This window comes from Streptomyces sp. NPDC050549, assembly GCF_040655035.1.
Lineage (GTDB): Bacteria > Actinomycetota > Actinomycetes > Streptomycetales > Streptomycetaceae > Streptomyces.
This window is the reverse complement of sequence record NZ_JBFAJD010000027.1, coordinates 81981-99162: the sequence shown is the minus strand read 5'-3', so window position 1 is coordinate 99162 and position 17182 is coordinate 81981. Positions and strand designations below refer to the sequence as shown.

The following is a 17182-nucleotide window of genomic DNA, read 5'->3' as shown; positions in this document are numbered from 1 at the left end:
GGGCGACCCCGTTACACGGCCCCCGCCCCCGTCAGTGCCCGTACCTCGGTCTCCGCGTGTTTGGCCTCGTCCGGGATCTCCGGCGAGGTGACCGTGCCGAGCCAGCCGGACAGGAAGCCCAGCGGGATCGAGACGAGGCCGGGGTTCTGGAGCGGGAAGAACTGGAAGTCGACGCCCGGGAACAGTGAATCGGGGCTGCCCGACACGACCGGCGAGAGCAGCACGAGGGCCAGCGCGGGGATCAGCCCGCCGTATACGGCCCAGACGGCGCCGCGGGTGGTGAAGCCGCGCCAGAACAGGGAGTAGAGCAGCACCGGGAGGTTCGCGGAGGCGGCGACGGCGAAGGCGAGGCCCACCAGGAAGGCGACGTTGAGATCCCTGGCGAGCAGGCCCAGCGCGATAGCGACCACCCCGATGCCGACCGCCGCCGTCCGCGCCACCGCGACCTCGCTGTACGGCTTGGCCCGCCGGCGCCGCAGCGACGCATAGAGGTCGTGGGCCACGGATGCCGAGGAGGCCAGCGTGATCCCGGCGACCACCGCGAGGATCGTGGCGAAGGCCACGGCGGCGACGATCGCGAACAGGACCGTGCCTCCCGTGGAGTCGGCGCCGCCACCCAGGTCGAGTGCCAGCAGTGGGACCGCGGTGTTCCCCGCCGCGTTCGACTTCTTGAGTGCTTCCGGTCCGACGACGGCGGCCGCGGCGAAGCCGAGCACGATCATCATCAGGTAGAAGCCGCCGACGAGCCCGATCGACCACACCACCGAACGGCGCGCGGCCCGCGCGGTGGGCACGGTGTAGAAGCGGGACAGGATGTGCGGCAGTCCGGCCGTCCCCAGCACGAGCGCCAGGCCCAGGCTCATGAAGTCGAACCGCGCGGTCCAGTCCCCGCCGTACTTGAGCCCCGGCGCAAGAAACGACAGGCCGTGACCGCTGCGGTCGGCCGCGGTGAGCAGCAGCTGGTCGATGTTCCCGTGGAAGCGCACCAGCACCAGCACCGTCAGCGCGACGGTGGTGCTCAGCAGCAGGACCGCCTTGACGATCTGGATCCAGGTGGTGGCCCGCATCCCTCCCAACGACACATAGATCACCATGAGCGCGCCGACTCCGATGACGGTCCACGCGCGCGCGGCCGGGCTCGTCCCGCCCAGCAGCAGCGACACCAGACTGCCGGCGCCCACCATCTGTGCCACCAGATACAGAACGGACACGGTGACCGAGGAAGTTCCCGCCGCGATCCGCACGGGCCGCTCGCTCATCCGCGCGGCGACCACGTCGGCGAGCGTGAACCGCCCGCAGTTGCGCACCAGTTCGGCGACCAGGAACAGCACCACGAGCCAGGCGACGAGGAAGCCCACCACGTACAGCATGCCGTCGTAGCCGTACAGCGCGATGAGCCCGGTGACACCGAGGAAGGAGGCGGCCGACATGTAGTCGCCCGCGATGGCAAAACCATTCTCCATCGGGGAGAAGAGCCGCCCGCCCGCGTAGAACTCCTCCGCCGAACCGTGCCGGTTGCGGCTCACCCAGGTCGTGATCCCCAGGGTGACGGCGACGAACCCGCTGAACAGCAGCAACGCCAGCGTCTGATGATTGCCGGTCACAGAACACCGCCTCGCACACCACGCGTCAGTTCCTGGGTGTCCCACCGCAGTTCAAGCGCGGCCCGGTCCCTGCGCAGCCGCGCATGGCGGGCGTACGCCCAGGTCAGCAGGAACGTGGTGAGGAACTGCCCGAGCCCCGCGACCATCCCCACGTTCACGGCACCCGCCACCGGCCGGGCCATCAGCCCGGGCGCGGTCGTCGCGGCCACCACGTACGCCACGTACCAGGCGAGGAAGACGACCATGCCCGGCACCACGAACCTCAGATACCGGCTGCGCACCTCCTGGAAGGCCGCACTGCGCTGCACGTCGAGATACACGTCCCCGGCCCGCAGCACCGGTTCCCCGTCCTCCCTGCGCGCGGCAGGCACCTCGGGAGCAGGCGCCCCCGTGCCGTCCAACTCGCCCCAGCCGGACGCGAGTGCGTCGTACCACGGGTCGTGGTACCTCACCTTTCCGGATGCCTCTGCGGGGGTCAGGTCACGACCTTCGTGGTTCTCGGCCGGACCCTCGTGACCACTCGCGCCACCGCGGGGACGACCGTTGCTTGACTGCATGCCCAAGGATGGACAGAACGGGAAGATCCCCGACTCTTCTTCTCCCGGGTCTTCACCCCATCAGGTGACTCAACCCGCTGGTGGCCGCACCAGTCCCTTCCCGTAGGCGTAACGCACCGCCTGCGCACGGTCCTTGAGGCCCGTCTTGGCGAACATGTTGTTGATGTGGGTCTTCACGGTCGCCGTGGAGACGTGCAGTTTGCGGGCGATCTCCTGGTTGGTAAGCCCCTCGGCGATCAGCACCAGCACCTCGGTCTCCCGCGTGGTGAGCCCGTCCGGCGGCTCGGCGGGACCCGGCGAGGCCTGCGGCCCGGGGTCCGACAGGCGTTCCAGCAGCCGCCGTTGGATGCTCGGCGACAGGCCCGCGTCCCCGGAGAGCACGCTCTCCACGGCCCGTACGATCTCGTCGCCGCCCGCGTCCTTGGTGAGGTAACCGCGGGCCCCCGCGCGCAGCGCCGGGAAGAGTGACGCGTCGTCCGCGAAGGTCGTGAGCACCACGACCTGCGTTCCGGGATGCTCCGCACGGATCCGCCGGGTCGCCTCGACACCGTCGCAGCGGGGCATGCGCAGGTCCATCAGGACCACGTCCGGGGCGAGTTCGGCGACGAGCCGCACCGCCTCGTCCCCGTCGCCCGCGGCGCCGACGACCTCGATCCCGGAAAGCAGTCCCAGCAGCATCACGATGCCTTCCCGTACGACGGTCTGGTCGTCCGCGACCACGACCCGCGCGGGCTTCTTCACGGCCTCCTCCGTCATGCGGGCACCTTCAGCGTCACCACGAATCCCTCCTCCTCCGGCCCGGCCCGCAGTGAACCGCCCAGCAACTCGGCGCGTTCCCGCATGCCCAGGAGACCGTACCCACCTCCCGCACCGGTCAGTTCACCGGGCGAACCGCCCGAGTCCCGTACGTCCAGCCTCACTTCGTGCTCGCCGTACTCCAGCCGCAGCAGCACCTTGGCGCCCGGTGCATGCTTGCGGACGTTCGTCAGGGCCTCCTGCGCCACCCTGCGCACGGCCTGCGAGGCCTCGGCCGAGAGCTGCCGCCGATCACCCGTAACGGTGACCTCCGCACCGGCGGTCGTAGCGACGATCTCGGTCAGGAAGTCCTCCAGCGGGGTCATCTCACCCCGCAGCGCGGACAGGGCCTGCCGGGTCTCGGCGAGGCCGTCCCGGGCCATTCCCCGTGCGGCCGCGACCCGTTCGAGAATCGTCTCCCGGTCGGCGCCCCGCTCGATGAGCAGCCGGGCCGCCTCCAGGTGCACGAGCTGGGCCGAGAGGCTGTGTGCCAGCACATCGTGGATCTCCCGGGCTATACGGGCCCGCTCCGCCAGCGCGGCCGACTCCGCCTCGGCCGCGCGGGCCATGCGTTCCTGGGCGAGCAGCCGCTGGGCGTTGCCCCGCGCCTCGGCGTCAAGGCGGAGCGTGTATCCGGCGAGGGCGAGTCCGGCCGTCGTGACCGCGGTGGTCAGCCACACGTCCTTGTTGACCGCGGCGAAGGTCGCGAGGGAGACCGATGTCACGGGCAGCGCGACGGCGATGGGCAGCCTCTCCAGCGAGCTGACCGCGCAGCCGCACCAGACGACGAGAGCCGGGACGGTGAAGTCGGCCGCCTGTCCCGCTATGGCGATTCCGAGGAGCGCGGCGATGAGTGCCAGCGACGGCCAGAGTCTGTGGGCGAGGGTGGTGCGCCAGAAGCCCCAGGCGAGGGCTGCGGTCACGAGGATTCCGGCAATGCCGCCGGCGAGGGCCCAGCCGTGGAGGTGGTGGCCGGTGAAGGCGCCCCACAGCAGCATGCCGATCACCAGCAGCCGGACGGCCCAGGCGAGCAGACGCCGGGGCCGTGAGACGCCTGCTCGGCTCAGCGCCTCCCGCGAGGGCCAGCGCGTCCACGCGTTCTCCGTCACGCGCGCTCCTTCCGGGCGGGCGGCGCCATGCCGAAACCGTACGCCGCAGCGGATCCGGCCGTCCCGGTGAAGGACTGGGCCCGCCAGGTCAGGACGCCGGAGCGGACCAGCAGCGTCGCCGCGAGGCCGAGCATCAGGGCGGCGGAGCTGTTCTGGTGCACGCCGATCAGCGCGCCCAGGGCGCTGAGGCCGACGCGCAGGGCTATCCCGACGATCCAGACGCCGCCGCTCGCCTTGGTGCTCTTGCTCCAGACTGAACCGTCCGTCTCGGCCCACAGGCGTGTGGTCCAGGCCCAGCCGGCTCCGGTGGCCAGCGCGATGAGCAGCTCGACGCCGAGCAGGAGGGCCGATTCGGTGTGGTGGTGCGCGTCGAGTATGCCGGGCTCGCGGAGGGCGACGACCGAGAGGACGGCGGGGAGGAGCCACCAGCGCCGGTCGGTCCCGATCTGGCGAGCGCTGAACTGTCGCACGATCACCAGGGCGGCGACGGCCACGATCACCAGTGCGTTGACGAGCCCGGACATCAGAGCCTCCGTGAGCGGAAGGGGATGTCGGCCGCGAGCGCTGCCGACGCCTTCGAAGCTACGGAAATTCGCAGGTCGGCAGATCGGCGCCAGGGTGGATCGTGGGTGGATCCGCCGACCGCACCGACCTCCACCCACGGGTGGAGCAGACCGACGGCGCCGGGCACCGGCCGGTGCCTCGGTTCCGGGCCCGGATCGGGCTCGGAACGGGACCGGAGCCGATGTCCGGCGCCGTCGGTCACACGTCGACGGTCAGGCGTCGATCCGCGACCGGTCCAGTGTCGCGGCCGAGCTGGAGATGAACTCCTTGCGCGGTGCCACGTCGTTGCCCATCAGCAGATCGAAGACCTGCTCGGCCGCTTCCAGGTCGGAGAGGTTGATCCGGCGCAGAGTGCGGTGACGGGGGTCCATCGTGGTCTCGGCCAGCTGGTCGGCATCCATCTCGCCGAGACCCTTGTAGCGCTGGATGGAGTCCTTGTACCGGACGCCCTTGCTCTGGAACTCCAGCAGCTTTTCGCGCAGTTCGCGGTCCGAGTACGTGTAGACGTACTTGTCCTGGCCCTTCTTGGGCTGGACGAGCTCGACGCGGTGCAGCGGCGGCACCGCGGCGAACACCCGGCCGGCCTCGACCATGGGCCGCATGTAGCGCTGGAAGAGTGTCAGGAGCAGACAGCGGATGTGGGAGCCGTCCACGTCGGCGTCGGTCATCATGATGATCTTGCCGTAGCGGGCCGCGTCGATGTCGAAGGTGCGGCCCGATCCCGCTCCTATGACCTGGATGATGGCGCCGCACTCGACGTTCTTCAGCATGTCGGTGACGGACGACTTCTGGACGTTGAGGATCTTGCCGCGGATCGGCAGCAGTGCCTGGAACTCGGAGTTCCGGGCGAGCTTGGCGGTACCGAGCGCGGAGTCTCCCTCGACGATGAACAGCTCGCTGCGCTCGACGTCGTCGCTGCGGCAGTCGGCGAGCTTGGCGGGCAGCGAGGAGGACTCCAGGGCCGTCTTGCGGCGCTGCGCGTCCTTGTGCTGCCGGGCCGCGATACGCGTACGTGCCGCGGCGACGGCCTTCTCCATGACCACCCGGGCCTGGGCCGCCGCGTCGCGCTTGGTCGAGGTCAGGAAGTCCTTGAACTCCTTGGTGACCACGTTGGTGACGATACGGCGGGCCGCCGACGTACCGAGCACCTCCTTGGTCTGACCCTCGAACTGGGGTTCGGCGAGCCGGACGGTGACGACCGCGGTGAGGCCCTCCAGCGCGTCGTCCTTGACGACGTCGTCCTCGGCGACGCGCAGCAGTTTCTTGGCGCGCGCCACCTCGTTCATCGTCTTGACGATGGCCTGCTCGAAGCCGGCCACATGGGTGCCGCCCTTGGGGGTGGCGATGATGTTGACGAACGACTTGAGGTTCGTGTCGTAACCGGTCCCCCAGCGCAGCGCGATGTCGACGCCGAGTTCGCGTGTGACCTCGGTGGGTGTCATCTGGCCGTGGTCGTCCAGGACGGGCACCGTCTCCTTGAAGGTGCCCTGACCCGACAGACGCAGTACGTCGCAGACCGGCTTGTCGGTCGCCAGGTACTCGCAGAACTCGCTGATGCCGCCGTCGAAGCGGAAGGACTCCTCGCCCTTGCTGCCGCCCTCACCGAGGCCGTACTCGTCGCGGACGACGATGGTCAGGCCGGGCACCAGGAACGCCGTCTGGCGGGCCCGCTGGTGCAGGTTCTCCAGGGAGAGCTTGGCGTCCTTGAGGAAGATCTGGCGGTCGGCCCAGTAGCGCACGCGCGTGCCGGTGCGGGTCTTGGGGATCCGCTTGGTCTTGCGCAGGCCACCGGGCTCGAACGCGGCGTCGGGGCCGACCGCCGTGAAGGAGCCGGGCACACCGCGCCGGAAGCTGATGGCGTGGACGCTGCCATTGCGGTCGACCTCGACGTCGAGCCGCGCGGACAGGGCGTTCACCACGGAGGCACCCACGCCGTGAAGACCGCCGGAGGCGGCATACGAGCCGCCGCCGAACTTACCGCCGGCGTGCAGCTTGGTCATGACGACCTCGACACCGGAGAGGCCGGTCTTGGGCTCGACGTCGACCGGGATGCCCCGGCCGTTGTCCCGCACCTCCACGGAGGCGTCGTCGTGCAGGATCACCTCGATGTGGTCGCAGTAGCCCCCGAGGGCCTCGTCCACGGAGTTGTCGATGATCTCCCACAGACAGTGCATCAGGCCACGGCTGTCGGTCGACCCGATATACATGCCCGGGCGCTTGCGTACGGCCTCTAGCCCCTCAAGGACGAGCAGGTGCCGCGCGGTGTAGTTGGAACCGTCCCGGTCTGCTCCTGCCAGCAGCGCTGTCGACGGCACGGACGTTTCGGCGGTCACGCGGTTCGCTCCTCGCTGAATTTCAGATGAGGCCCTTTTGGGTAAGGGCCCGGCTTCGGTTGCCGTTCAGAGGGTACCGAGGCCTGGTAGAGCCGTTGTAACGCCACCCTCGTCTCCTCCTCACAGTAGTCCAGGGTCGTATACCTGTTCGATCCCTCGATGGAGTGAAGTACATATCACGTTCCCTTCGGGGCATGAACCATTTAGGCTCCGGGCACGTCCTCATGAACAACCGGCAACCCAGCCGGGAGGACCGACCCCGACCCACAGCGCGAACCCGTACAGACACATAGACACGCAATACGGCACATTCGCCGCCAACCGGCAGCAAACAACCGCCCCGGAAGAATCTTTCGAGGAAAAGCCCAGAGCGGGAACGTTTTCGGGCTGGTTGGATGTTGACCCTGGTACGACAGCTCGTCGAGCTAGAGAAGAGGCGACGTGACTACTGTTCTGACCCCCGCGAGCCCGCTGACGGCCGCCGATCGCTGCGACCGCTGCGGCGCCCAGGCATACCTGCGCGTCGTCCTGCTCAGCGGCGGAGAACTGCTCTTCTGCGCCCACCACGGCCGCAAGTTCGAGCCGGAACTCAAGAAGATCGCCGCTGAGATACAGGACGAGTCGGAGCGACTGACCGCCGCTCCCGCAGCAAGCACTCCTGAAGAAGAGCGCTGACACTTCGCGTCCACGACGAGCCAGCACCGGCACAGGCCGGCGACGGGCGGCCCCACTCCTGAACCACAGGAGTGGGGCCGCCCGTCCTCGTATCCGCCGATGCCCCTCAGTGGCTGTCAGACGCCCTTGTGCGGGCCCGCTGCGCCGCGATGGCGGCCCAGCGTCCGCAGGACGTCGGACACCCGGGTGTAGACGCCCGGGCTCCCGGCCCGCCCGCACCCGCTGCCCCACGACACGAGCCCGATCAGGCGGCCCTGCGCGACCAGCGGTCCCCCGCTGTCTCCCTGACAGGCGTCACGGCCCCCCTGGAGCTCTCCGGCGCACAGCATGGCCTCGGGGAGGTAGGTGCCGTCCGCGCCGCCCGGATACGCCTCCTCGCAGCGGGCGTCGGGCAGCACGTGGAGGCGCGCGGCGTGCAGGCTGCCCGCGTAGTCCCCGCCCCCGCTGAGATCGCCCCAGCCGTAGACCGTGGCGGCCGTGCCCGCCCGGTAGGCCGTGTCGCCCGTGGCCGCCATCCCGATCACCGAGCTCTGGGGCAGCGGTGCGGCGAGGGTGAGCACGGCGAAGTCGCCGGCGTTGCTGACGGTGTCGTAGTCCGGGTTGACCCACACGTCCCGTACCGCGATCGCCTGGCCGCTGCCCGAGAGCAGGTCCGTACGGCCCGCGAGGACCTTGAGGTCGCCCGCGCGGTTCGGTGGCGCACCCAGGACGTCGTCGCCCATGCAGTGGGCCGCGGTAAGCACGGTGGTCCGGGCCACGGCGACACCGCCGCAGAACTGTCCCGCCCGGGTACCCCCGAACCGGTCACGGCTGGACAGGGCCACCGTCCAAGGGCTCTCCGAGACATCGACCGGGAACCCCCCGACGACGATGCTGTCGGCGGCCGCGGGGGCCGCGGAGACCAGCGGTATGGCGGACGCGGCAGCCGCCAGGACCAGCGGCCGGGTCAGCGCCCGGGCAAAGGGACGACGCATGCACGTTCCTCACTCTGGGATGGTCTTGAGAGACCCAGAGTGATCCAGCGCACCGAGCCGCGCACCCGCGGCCGACACGAAGGCCCGGCTCCCTGACGGGAAACCGGGCCTTCCGTGTCGTACGACTACGACCTAGTCGAGGTAGTCCCGCAGCACCTGCGAACGCGACGGGTGGCGCAGCTTCGACATGGTCTTGGACTCGATCTGGCGGATGCGCTCACGGGTGACCCCGTACACCTTGCCGATCTCGTCGAGGGTCTTCGGCTGACCGTCGGTGAGACCGAAGCGCATCGAGACCACACCGGCCTCGCGCTCGGACAGGGTGTCCAGGACGGAGTGCAGCTGCTCCTGGAGGAGCGTGAAGCTGACCGCGTCGGCCGGGACGACGGCCTCGGAGTCCTCGATGAGGTCACCGAACTCACTGTCGCCGTCCTCACCCAGGGGGGTGTGCAGGGAGATGGGCTCGCGGCCGTACTTCTGGACCTCGATGACCTTCTCCGGGGTCATGTCGAGTTCCTTGGCCAGCTCCTCCGGGGTGGGCTCGCGGCCCAGGTCCTGGAGCATCTGGCGCTGCACGCGCGCGAGCTTGTTGATGACCTCGACCATGTGCACCGGGATACGGATGGTGCGGGCCTGGTCGGCCATCGCGCGGGTGATCGCCTGACGGATCCACCAGGTGGCGTACGTGGAGAACTTGTAGCCCTTGGTGTAGTCGAACTTCTCGACCGCGCGGATGAGACCGAGGTTGCCCTCCTGGATGAGGTCCAGGAACAGCATGCCGCGGCCGGTGTAGCGCTTGGCCAGGGAGACCACCAGGCGGAGGTTTGCCTCCAGGAGGTGGTTCTTGGCGCGGCGGCCGTCCTCGGCGATGATCTCCAGCTCGCGCTTGAGCTTGGGGGCGAGCTTGTCGGCGTTCGCCAGCTTGTCCTCGGCGAACAGACCCGCCTCGATGCGCTTGGCGAGCTCGACCTCCTGCTCGGCGTTGAGGAGGGGGACCTTGCCGATCTGCTTGAGGTAGTCCTTGACGGGGTCGGCCGTGGCACCGGCAGCGGCGACCTGCTGCGCGGGCGCGTCGTCCTCGTCCTCGTCGGAGAGTACGAAGCCGGCGCTCTCGGCGCCCTCGGGCTCGTCCCCGGTCTTGCCGGGGGTCTCCTCGACGGCCTCGTCGTCAACGAGCTCGGCGTCGTCCTTCTTGGCGCTGGTCTTCTTGGCCGCCGCAGCGGTCGTCTTCTTGGCGGCGACCTTCTTGGCGACCGTCTTCTTGGCAGGCGCCGCCTTCTTGGCAGCCGCCTTCTGGGCGTCGTCCTCGGCGGGAGCGTCGGCGAGGGGCGCCGCCGGAGTCGCGGTGGCGGTGGCCTTCTTGGCGGTCACCGTCTTCGCGGCGACCGTCTTGGTGGCGGTGCGCTTGGCCGGACTCTTCGCTGCGACGCTCTTTCGGGTGCGCTTGGGCTCCGCGGCACTGACCATCAGCGTCACACCCTCTTCCTCGAGGATCTGGTTGAGGCTGCGCAGTACGTTCTTCCACTGAGTGGCCGGAATCTGGTCAGCTTCGAAGGCCCGACGCACGTCATCGCCGGCGATCTGCCCCTCAGCCTTTCCCCGCTCGATGAGCGCCATGACAGAGACGGACTCGGCGATCTCCGGCGGGAGCGTACGGGATGTGCTGGCCGACACGAACAACCTCTCGGAACGATGGAAAACGGCTTCCGGCCCCGTCCGGTACGGACAGGAACCGACGACCGCCGACTTGGGGATGGGCCGACGGCGCGGGCTGGAGCCGGGAAGAAGCACAGCGCCTTGAACGGCGTCCGTATTCCCTTCCGCGGCTGTCACCTCTTAGGTCATCGCGCAGTTCCCGCGAGCGTTACGCCCAATCTGCGTGGCCCGAGTCACACCCCGTAAGCGCTCAAAAACGGTCAGACACGGGCAGATGAGGTCACCCAGGGCCGCAAGAGGTACTTCTCAGCGAGATCCGACCCCCGTCGCGCCGCCGGACCCCGCCGGTTCCCGGAGGATCCTGCGGGGTCCGGCGGAAGACGGCGACCAGGCCGGGCGGCGCCACGGGAGCGCGACGCACCTCGACCGCGCCCGCCACCCCGCGCGTCAGTGCTCGCGCGGAGCGGGCACCACGCGCTCCACCTCGGGGTGCACGATCAGCAGCTGCCGCATGGCCGCCTCGGCCGCCGCGCCGTCGCCGGCGGCGAGGGCGTCGACGATCCGGGCGTGGTGCGCCAGGGAGGCGTCGTTCGGCCGGTCACAGCCCGTGACCGGGCCGCCGGAAACCTGGAGGGCCGACGAGACGATCCCGGAAAGGTGCTCCAGCATGCGGTTGCCCGCGACCTGAATAAGCAGCGAGTGGAACTCGGCGTCCGCGCGGGAGAAGGTCAGCGCGTCGCCCTGCGCCATGGCGTGACCCATGATCTCGACCATGTCGGAGAGGCGCTGCTGGACATCCTCGCGCCCGTGCCCGGCGGCGAGGCGCGCGGCGAGCGGCTCGATCGTCCAGCGCAGCTCGCTCAGCTCGCGGCGCTGGTTGTCGCGCTGCGGGCCGAAGGCGCGCCACTCGATGATGTCCGGGTCGAGGAGGTTCCAGTCGCTGACGGGACGCACGCGCGTGCCTACGTTCGGGCGGGCGCTGACCAGGCCCTTGGCCTCCAGGACGCGCAGCGACTCGCGGACGACGGTGCGGGACACCTCGAAGCGCTGACCGATCTCCTCGGGCACCAGCGGACGGTCGGCACCCAGGTCGCCGGAGACGATCATCTGACCCAGCTGCTGGACGAGTTGGCCGTGCAGCCCGCGTCCGCGGCTGCCGGCGGCACGACGGCCCACGCGGCCCAGCTCGGGGTCGGAACCGTCCCAGGAAGGGGCTCCGAGGCGCTCGGTGACGGGCGCCTCGGCATAGGGGTAGCGGTCGAGTTCGCCCGGGCCGGCGAGACCGGAGTCTGCGGAGCGGGCGGCGGTCATCATGGTGTGCGCAAGGGTACTCACGGATCCTTTGTCGGCGTTGGCTCCAACTCCCTTGAGGTCTTTGGTGAAAAGCACACGAAAGGGTGATCGCTCACCCCGTCGCAATTGACGCCTTATCGGAAAGAAATGGGCTTTCTCCGGGGAGTTGTGCGCAGAGCGGGACCCGAAGGGTGCGCACGGTCGTCATCGGACCCTGCTACGCAGGGTCGTGAGCAGGTACGCGCAGAGCAGTGCGGTAAGCGACAACGTCAGTGCCCCGCCCACGGGTTGGACGATCACTCGCGCCGCCGCGGACAGATACCGCTCACCCCCGAAGGGCCACTGCAGCAGGAACACCTTCCGCAGCCGCAGGGGAAGGCCCGCCGCTGCCCGCACGGCCGGACCTTCCAACGCCTTGTGCACGAGCGGCACGACGAGAATCGGTACGGCGACCACCGCGGCGAGCCCGGCCGTGGTGGACCGGAAGATGCCCGCGGCCAGCACTCCGGCCCAGGCGCACCCGACGACGAGACCGGTCCAACTCGCGCTCGTCGAAAGCCAGTCGGCGGGAACCTGCGCGAACTCTCGTCCGTATACGAGATAGAGCACTTCGGCGTCGCAGCCCACCGTGAGGAAGCCCAGCAGCAGCGCGGTGGCCGCGGAGACGAGGAGCTTCGCGAGGAGCAGCCCCATCCGCCGGGGGACGGTGCCGCGGTCCGCCGCCAGGGCAGGGTGCCGGAACTCGTCGCCGAAGGCGAACGCCCCGAGCAGTCCCGCGCCGAGTGCCGCGGGCGGCAGCGGCAGTTCCCGTGGCCACGCGGCCAGCAGGCGCGGCTGCGGGGTGTGCCCGATGCGGGCCAACAGCAGTGCGGTGAGGGCGGACACGACGAGCACGGCGGCCCCGGTGAGGAACCCGGTGCCGATACCGGTGGCCCGGCGCAGCTCGTAGCGGAGCGGGCGCAGCGGACTGGGGGCGGAGCGGACGGAGATGGGGGGCGGGAGCGGCGACAGGGCGTCGAGAGCGGCGGCTCGCGAAGGGCGCGGGGCACGCGCGGACGGCAGGGTACCGGTTGCCTCTTCGGGGTCGATGAGAGGGACCAGTCGGGAGCGGGCGGGACGCGGCGCGCGGAGGCCGGGTGTCGCAGGGGTGCTTGCAGTGACCGGCTGAGCCCCAGGGTCAACGGCGGTGTCCCGCAGGGGGCTGACGGCGGTTTCCTGAGCCTCGTACGGCGGGTGGGCTCGGGCGACTGGTTCAGGTTCTTCGGCGGTGGAAGGCTCCGAGGTGTGCAGCGCAGGTGCGCTCGGCGGCGACGGCTGCTCGGCGGACGGTACGTCCGCGAGAGGCGATTCCGTCACGGTCGGCGACGAGGGGGTCGGCACGCGCGGCTCGTCACCGGTTTCCGGCTCGCCCCTGGGGGACGTACCGGCCCCGGGCCCCATGTCGCCGATCTCGTCGGCGAGTTGGTGTACGAGGATGTCGTGCCGGAACGCCGTCTCGCCGACGTCCGCGCACGTACTGCCGTACACGGAAAGGCGGTTGCCCTCCTCTCGTACGACTTCGACGGAGCGGTGCGCGGTGCGGGCCTCCTTGGTGAGGAGGGCGGCGAGGCGGGCGGCATGCGGGGTGCGGACGGCGACGCGGGGGCGCAGCCGGGTGCGGGCGAAGTCTCCGGCCTCCTGGTCGGCGACGAGTCTGCCCTGTTCGAGGGTGACGACCCGGTCGGCGCTGCGGGCGGCCTCCTTGGGTTCGGCCGTGCTGAACAGGACCGTGCCGCCCTGGGCGGCATGCGCGCGCAGCATGCCGTACAGCCAACGGCTTTCGCGGGCGGAGAGCGCGTCCGCGGGTTCGTCCAGCACCAGTGTGTGCGGGTCGGACAGCAGAGCGCAGGCGAGTCCCAGGCGGCGGTCCATGCCGCGGGCGAGGCTGCCGAGGCGTTCGTCGCGCAGGCTGACGAGGCCGACCACTTCGAGGACCTCGTCGGCCCGCCGGGCCGGAACACCCGCCGCGGCACACAGCATCCGCAGATGGCCGCGGACCGAACGGGCCGGATGTCCCGGCACGTCGCCCAGGAGCACTCCGACCTCGCGCGACGGGTGGGCGATGCGATGCAGGGGGCGGCCCCTGAAGTAGGTGATTCCACGCCCCTGTTGGAGTTCTAGCATGAGCCTGAGCGCGGTCGTCTTCCCCGCACCCGGGGCTCCGAGGAGTGCGGTGACACTGCCCGCACGGGCCTCGAAGGAGACGTCGTCGACGGCGGGTGGATGCTCCTTGCGGGCGTTGCTGGTCAGTCCGAAGGCCTGGATCACCCACAGCAAGATAGCGCGCTATGTCCGTTTTTTCGGGTACCGAACGGCCTGCTCGGCAACGCTTGGTCGTACCGTTCGAGGTGCTACGACGTCACACCTCGGGGCGCAGCATCGGCGGGTTGAGCAGCGTGGCCCCGCCGGCCCGGAACAGCTGCGCCGGGCGGCCGCCCTGACGGGTCGTCGTACCGCCGGTCGGGACGAGGAAGCCGGGCGTGCCGGTCACCTTGCGATGGAAGTTGCGCGGGTCGAGCGCCACGCCCCACACCGCCTCGTAGACGCGGCGCAGTTCGCCGACAGTGAATTCGGTGGGGCAGAACGCCGTGGCCAGGGACGAGTACTCGATCTTCGAACGGGCGCGCTCCACCCCGTCGGACAGGATCTGCGCATGGTCGAAGGCGAGCGGCGCCACCGGATCGCCGTCGCGTCCGAAGCCGCCCCGTTGCAGCAACTCCTCGACGGGTGCCCAGCGAGCGTTGCTGGCGTCACCGCCGGCGCGGGGTGCGGGCAGGTCGGGGGCGAGTGCGAGGTGGGCGACGCTGACGACGCGCATCCGCGGGTCGCGCTTGGGGTCGCCATAGGTCGCGAGCTGCTCCAGATGCGCTCCGTTGTCCTGGACGGGGACGGCCGGGTCGTGGGTGCGCAGTCCCGTCTCCTCGGCCAGTTCGCGGGCGGCGGCCTGGGCCAGATCCTCGTCGGCCCGCACGAAGCCGCCCGGTAGCGCCCAGCGTCCCTGAAAGGGCGGCTCGCCCCTGCGTACCGCCAGCCCGCACAGAGCATGGCGGCGCACGGTCAGCACGACCAGGTCCACGGTGACGGCGAAGGGCGGATACGCTGACGGGTCGTAGGACATGCGGCGATCATAGTCGTCTGCCTGACGATAAACACTCCCTTCGTCGGTACCGCCGTGACTGATCCACTTCGGTGCGATACGCGGTTGATTCTCCGCTTCCGGCCGTCGGCCGACACGCACTAGTGCGAGGTCACGCCCCCAATTGCAGGCCGTCGGCGGCCTCCTCGACCATGGCGACACCGAGTCGGCCGACCCGTACGGAGAAGGGGGCGCCGGCGATCCGGAGTCCCGTCAGGCCGATCTCGCCCAGGGGCGCGCTGCGGACCGGACGGAGGGTGACCGTCCCGGCGGGGGCGTCGGGGCGGATGCCCGCGAGGGTGGTCAGCAGCAGTACTCCGGCGGCGGCTGCCGTGGCCGCCGGGCGGCAGGCTGCCGGGTGAGGAAGGGGAGCGCTCCCCTCCGTGCGCTGTTCCCCCGCGTACATCTCGGGGAGCCGGTGTCCGAATGCCTCGGCCGCCGCCAGGACGCCGAGCAACAGCGAGGTGGCCTCCTTCTCGTAGCCGCCGGTGGCCAGGCCCGCGACGGCGATCGCCGTCTCCTGCACCCGCACGGCCCCGCTCCGGTGACCGAACGGGCTGAATCCCGGTTCCTTCGCGCCCAGACCGCGCAGTCCCCAGCCCGAGTCCATGGCCGGGCCGCCGAGCAGCCGGGCGAGTTGTTCGGCCCGCGCCTTGTCGAGCAGGCCGGGTGCGTACTCGCCGCCGCCCAGGAGTCCGGTGTCGAGGAGATGGGCCGCGGTCGCGCCGAGGTGCGGCACGAGGCGACCGTCCAGAATCTGGGCCGCCGCCGGGCGACCGCCGCCCAGGTCTCCGATCCAGAAGTCCGCGCGGAAGGCGGTGCGCAGCTCCTGGGCCCACTGCCGGAGTCCGGCACCACCAGGTCTGCCGAACGCGTCCAACAGATCGGCACCGAGCAGTGCTGCCCGGTGGGCGTGGGCCTGTGTCTCGCAGCGGACCGGTCCACCGGGATGCGGGTCGCGCAGATAGGTGCCGTCGCCCACTGTGGTCCGCAACCAGGTCAGACAGCGCTCGGCGGCCGGCAGCAACTCCTGCGTCTCCTGCTCCGGGAGCCCCCAGCGGCGGGCCTCCGCGAGCAGCACCGGAAAGAGCAGGGTCGCCTCCGTGCCCGTGCAGCCCGGCGGCAGATGGGCGCCGGCGTCGCGGCGCGGCCCCGGGATCATTCCGAACTGTGCTCCGTGGCGCGGCAGTTGGGTCCGGGCCAGGGTCCGCAGTGTGCCCGCGGCGAGCCGGGTACCGAGGGGCAGCGTCATACGGGCCGCCGTGAGCGACTCCGCCGGGGCCAGGCCGCACCGCCAGGGCGCCCCGGCGGCCAGGTGTGTGTCGGAGGGGTGCGCGGGGTCGCGCAGCAGCAGCGCCTGGAGATCCTCGACGCTGGTCCGCAGCAGCGCCTGGGCTCGGGGGTCGTCACCGGCCGCCCGTGCGGAGGCCAGTGGGCTGGTCGCTCCGTGGCCCACAGCCCGGACCGGTCCCGCACCGTCCGGCCGTACCCGCAGTTCCACGCTCACCGTACCGCCCGGTGGGAGTTCGAACTCCCAGCGCAGTAGTCCCGCGGAGGCCAGTGCGTCGGCGGGCGGCGGGTCGGCGGTGACCGTCGAGTTCCCGGTGGCGCCGGACCAGCGCAGCCCGGAGTCGTGCACGGTGGCCGGGAGTTCGGGTCCCGTGACGCCCGCGGCGATCGCGCCCAGGTCCGCCAGGTCGGTGCCGAGCGCCACCTCGACCGGCAGTCGCAGCGGGCGCCAGGACACGCTGCGCAGGGTGATGCGCTCCGTACCGTCGGCGTGCCGGGTCCGCTCGACCACGAGGTCGGGGTCCGGACCGCAGTCCGGGGACACCCGCACGGTTCCGACGAACCGCGCGCGGTCGGCCGCCGTCATCCTGGCCTGCACCGCCAGCGGTTCACGTCCGGCCACCCGCACCTGACAGCGGGAGAGCACTCGCCGGCCCGCGCGGTAGAACCCCTCCAGGCCTCGGCCGTTCAGCTGGCCCTGCTCGGTGGAGACGGCGAGACCTGGGAGGGCGACGCAGATCAGCGTGTTGTGGGTGGGCGGCAGTTCGACGGAACGGCGGGGCGTCGGACGAGGCGTGTGCGGCACGGGGCTCTGCGGCGGGGAGAGCGAAGAGGACCGGAGCGGGGATGGCGACGGTGACCGGGACGGGGGTGGCGGTGGACGGCGGATGTAGCCGGGAACCAAGCCCTCCATCGGCCGCTGCGACGGCTGCGACAAGTTTCCGCCAGGGCGGTCACCGGCATCGGGGGGCGGAGTCGGCTGATGCATGGGCGGCTTCTTCTGCGCTCTGTGCGCCTCGGACGTGTTCGGCGCCGGATGGAGAGTCCCGGGAGGACAAGGGCTGTACGGCGTCACGGCCTGATCAGGCGTTCCGCCACTCAGGTGAACGGAACCGGGCTCCACCTGGTCACGCCCGCAGCCCGGGAAGCCGACCGAA

13 protein-coding genes are annotated in these 17182 nt (G+C 70.7%); 1 reads left to right on the top strand and 12 read right to left on the bottom strand.

Going from position 1 to position 17182, the window contains the following annotated elements; translation table 11 throughout:
* Positions 1-11 precede the first annotated feature (11 nt).
* The 6 genes from AB0I51_RS32305 to AB0I51_RS32280 form a co-directional block, all read right to left on the bottom strand.
* Positions 12-1604 carry a cation acetate symporter gene (locus tag AB0I51_RS32305; RefSeq protein WP_362981267.1) on the bottom strand — a complete coding sequence of 531 codons (1593 nt, stop codon included), beginning with the start codon at positions 1602-1604 and terminating at the stop codon, positions 12-14.
* Positions 1601-2161: a DUF485 domain-containing protein gene (locus AB0I51_RS32300; protein ID WP_362981265.1), complete on the bottom strand. Its 561-nt coding sequence runs from the start codon at positions 2159-2161 to the stop codon at positions 1601-1603. The genes AB0I51_RS32305 and AB0I51_RS32300 overlap by 4 nt, the downstream gene beginning before the upstream one ends.
* A 69-nt stretch (positions 2162-2230) precedes the next feature.
* The gene (locus AB0I51_RS32295) at positions 2231-2917 is read right to left on the bottom strand and encodes a response regulator transcription factor (protein WP_362981263.1); all 687 of its coding nucleotides are present in this window, start codon (positions 2915-2917) and stop codon (positions 2231-2233) included.
* On the bottom strand, positions 2914-4065 hold the full coding sequence (locus AB0I51_RS32290; protein WP_362981261.1) for a histidine kinase: 1152 nt from the start codon (positions 4063-4065) through the stop codon (positions 2914-2916). The genes AB0I51_RS32295 and AB0I51_RS32290 overlap by 4 nt, the downstream gene beginning before the upstream one ends.
* Positions 4062-4589 carry a DUF1453 domain-containing protein gene (locus AB0I51_RS32285; protein WP_362981259.1) on the bottom strand — a complete coding sequence of 176 codons (528 nt, stop codon included), beginning with the start codon at positions 4587-4589 and terminating at the stop codon, positions 4062-4064. The genes AB0I51_RS32290 and AB0I51_RS32285 overlap by 4 nt, the downstream gene beginning before the upstream one ends.
* Positions 4590-4841: 252 nt before the next feature.
* Entirely contained in the window at positions 4842-6962 is a 2121-nt protein-coding gene (locus AB0I51_RS32280) for a DNA topoisomerase IV subunit B (RefSeq protein WP_362981257.1), read from the bottom strand.
* A 441-nt stretch (positions 6963-7403) separates the two neighbouring features.
* Between AB0I51_RS32280 and AB0I51_RS32275 the strand changes: the two genes are divergently transcribed.
* Positions 7404-7637, top strand: coding sequence for a hypothetical protein (locus AB0I51_RS32275; protein WP_019072919.1), 234 nt, complete (start codon positions 7404-7406; stop codon positions 7635-7637).
* A gap of 116 nt (positions 7638-7753) precedes the next feature.
* Here the strand turns inward: AB0I51_RS32275 and AB0I51_RS32270 are convergent, their stop codons facing one another.
* The 6 genes from AB0I51_RS32270 to AB0I51_RS32245 form a co-directional block, all read right to left on the bottom strand.
* Positions 7754-8611: a serine protease gene (locus AB0I51_RS32270; protein WP_362981255.1), complete on the bottom strand. Its 858-nt coding sequence runs from the start codon at positions 8609-8611 to the stop codon at positions 7754-7756.
* 132 nt (positions 8612-8743) lie between these two features.
* The gene (locus AB0I51_RS32265) at positions 8744-10285 is read right to left on the bottom strand and encodes an RNA polymerase sigma factor (RefSeq protein WP_362981253.1); all 1542 of its coding nucleotides are present in this window, start codon (positions 10283-10285) and stop codon (positions 8744-8746) included.
* Positions 10286-10714: 429 nt separating this feature from the next.
* Entirely contained in the window at positions 10715-11602 is an 888-nt protein-coding gene (locus AB0I51_RS32260; RefSeq protein WP_086022045.1) for an FCD domain-containing protein, read from the bottom strand.
* A 162-nt stretch (positions 11603-11764) separates the two neighbouring features.
* Entirely contained in the window at positions 11765-13867 is a 2103-nt protein-coding gene (locus AB0I51_RS32255) for an ATP-binding cassette domain-containing protein (protein ID WP_362981251.1), read from the bottom strand.
* Between the two features lie 91 nt (positions 13868-13958).
* On the bottom strand, positions 13959-14717 hold the full coding sequence (locus AB0I51_RS32250; RefSeq protein ID WP_362981249.1) for an NUDIX hydrolase: 759 nt from the start codon (positions 14715-14717) through the stop codon (positions 13959-13961).
* 130 nt (positions 14718-14847) lie between these two features.
* Entirely contained in the window at positions 14848-16830 is a 1983-nt protein-coding gene (locus tag AB0I51_RS32245; RefSeq protein ID WP_362981247.1) for a glycogen debranching N-terminal domain-containing protein, read from the bottom strand.
* Positions 16831-17182 lie beyond the last annotated feature (352 nt).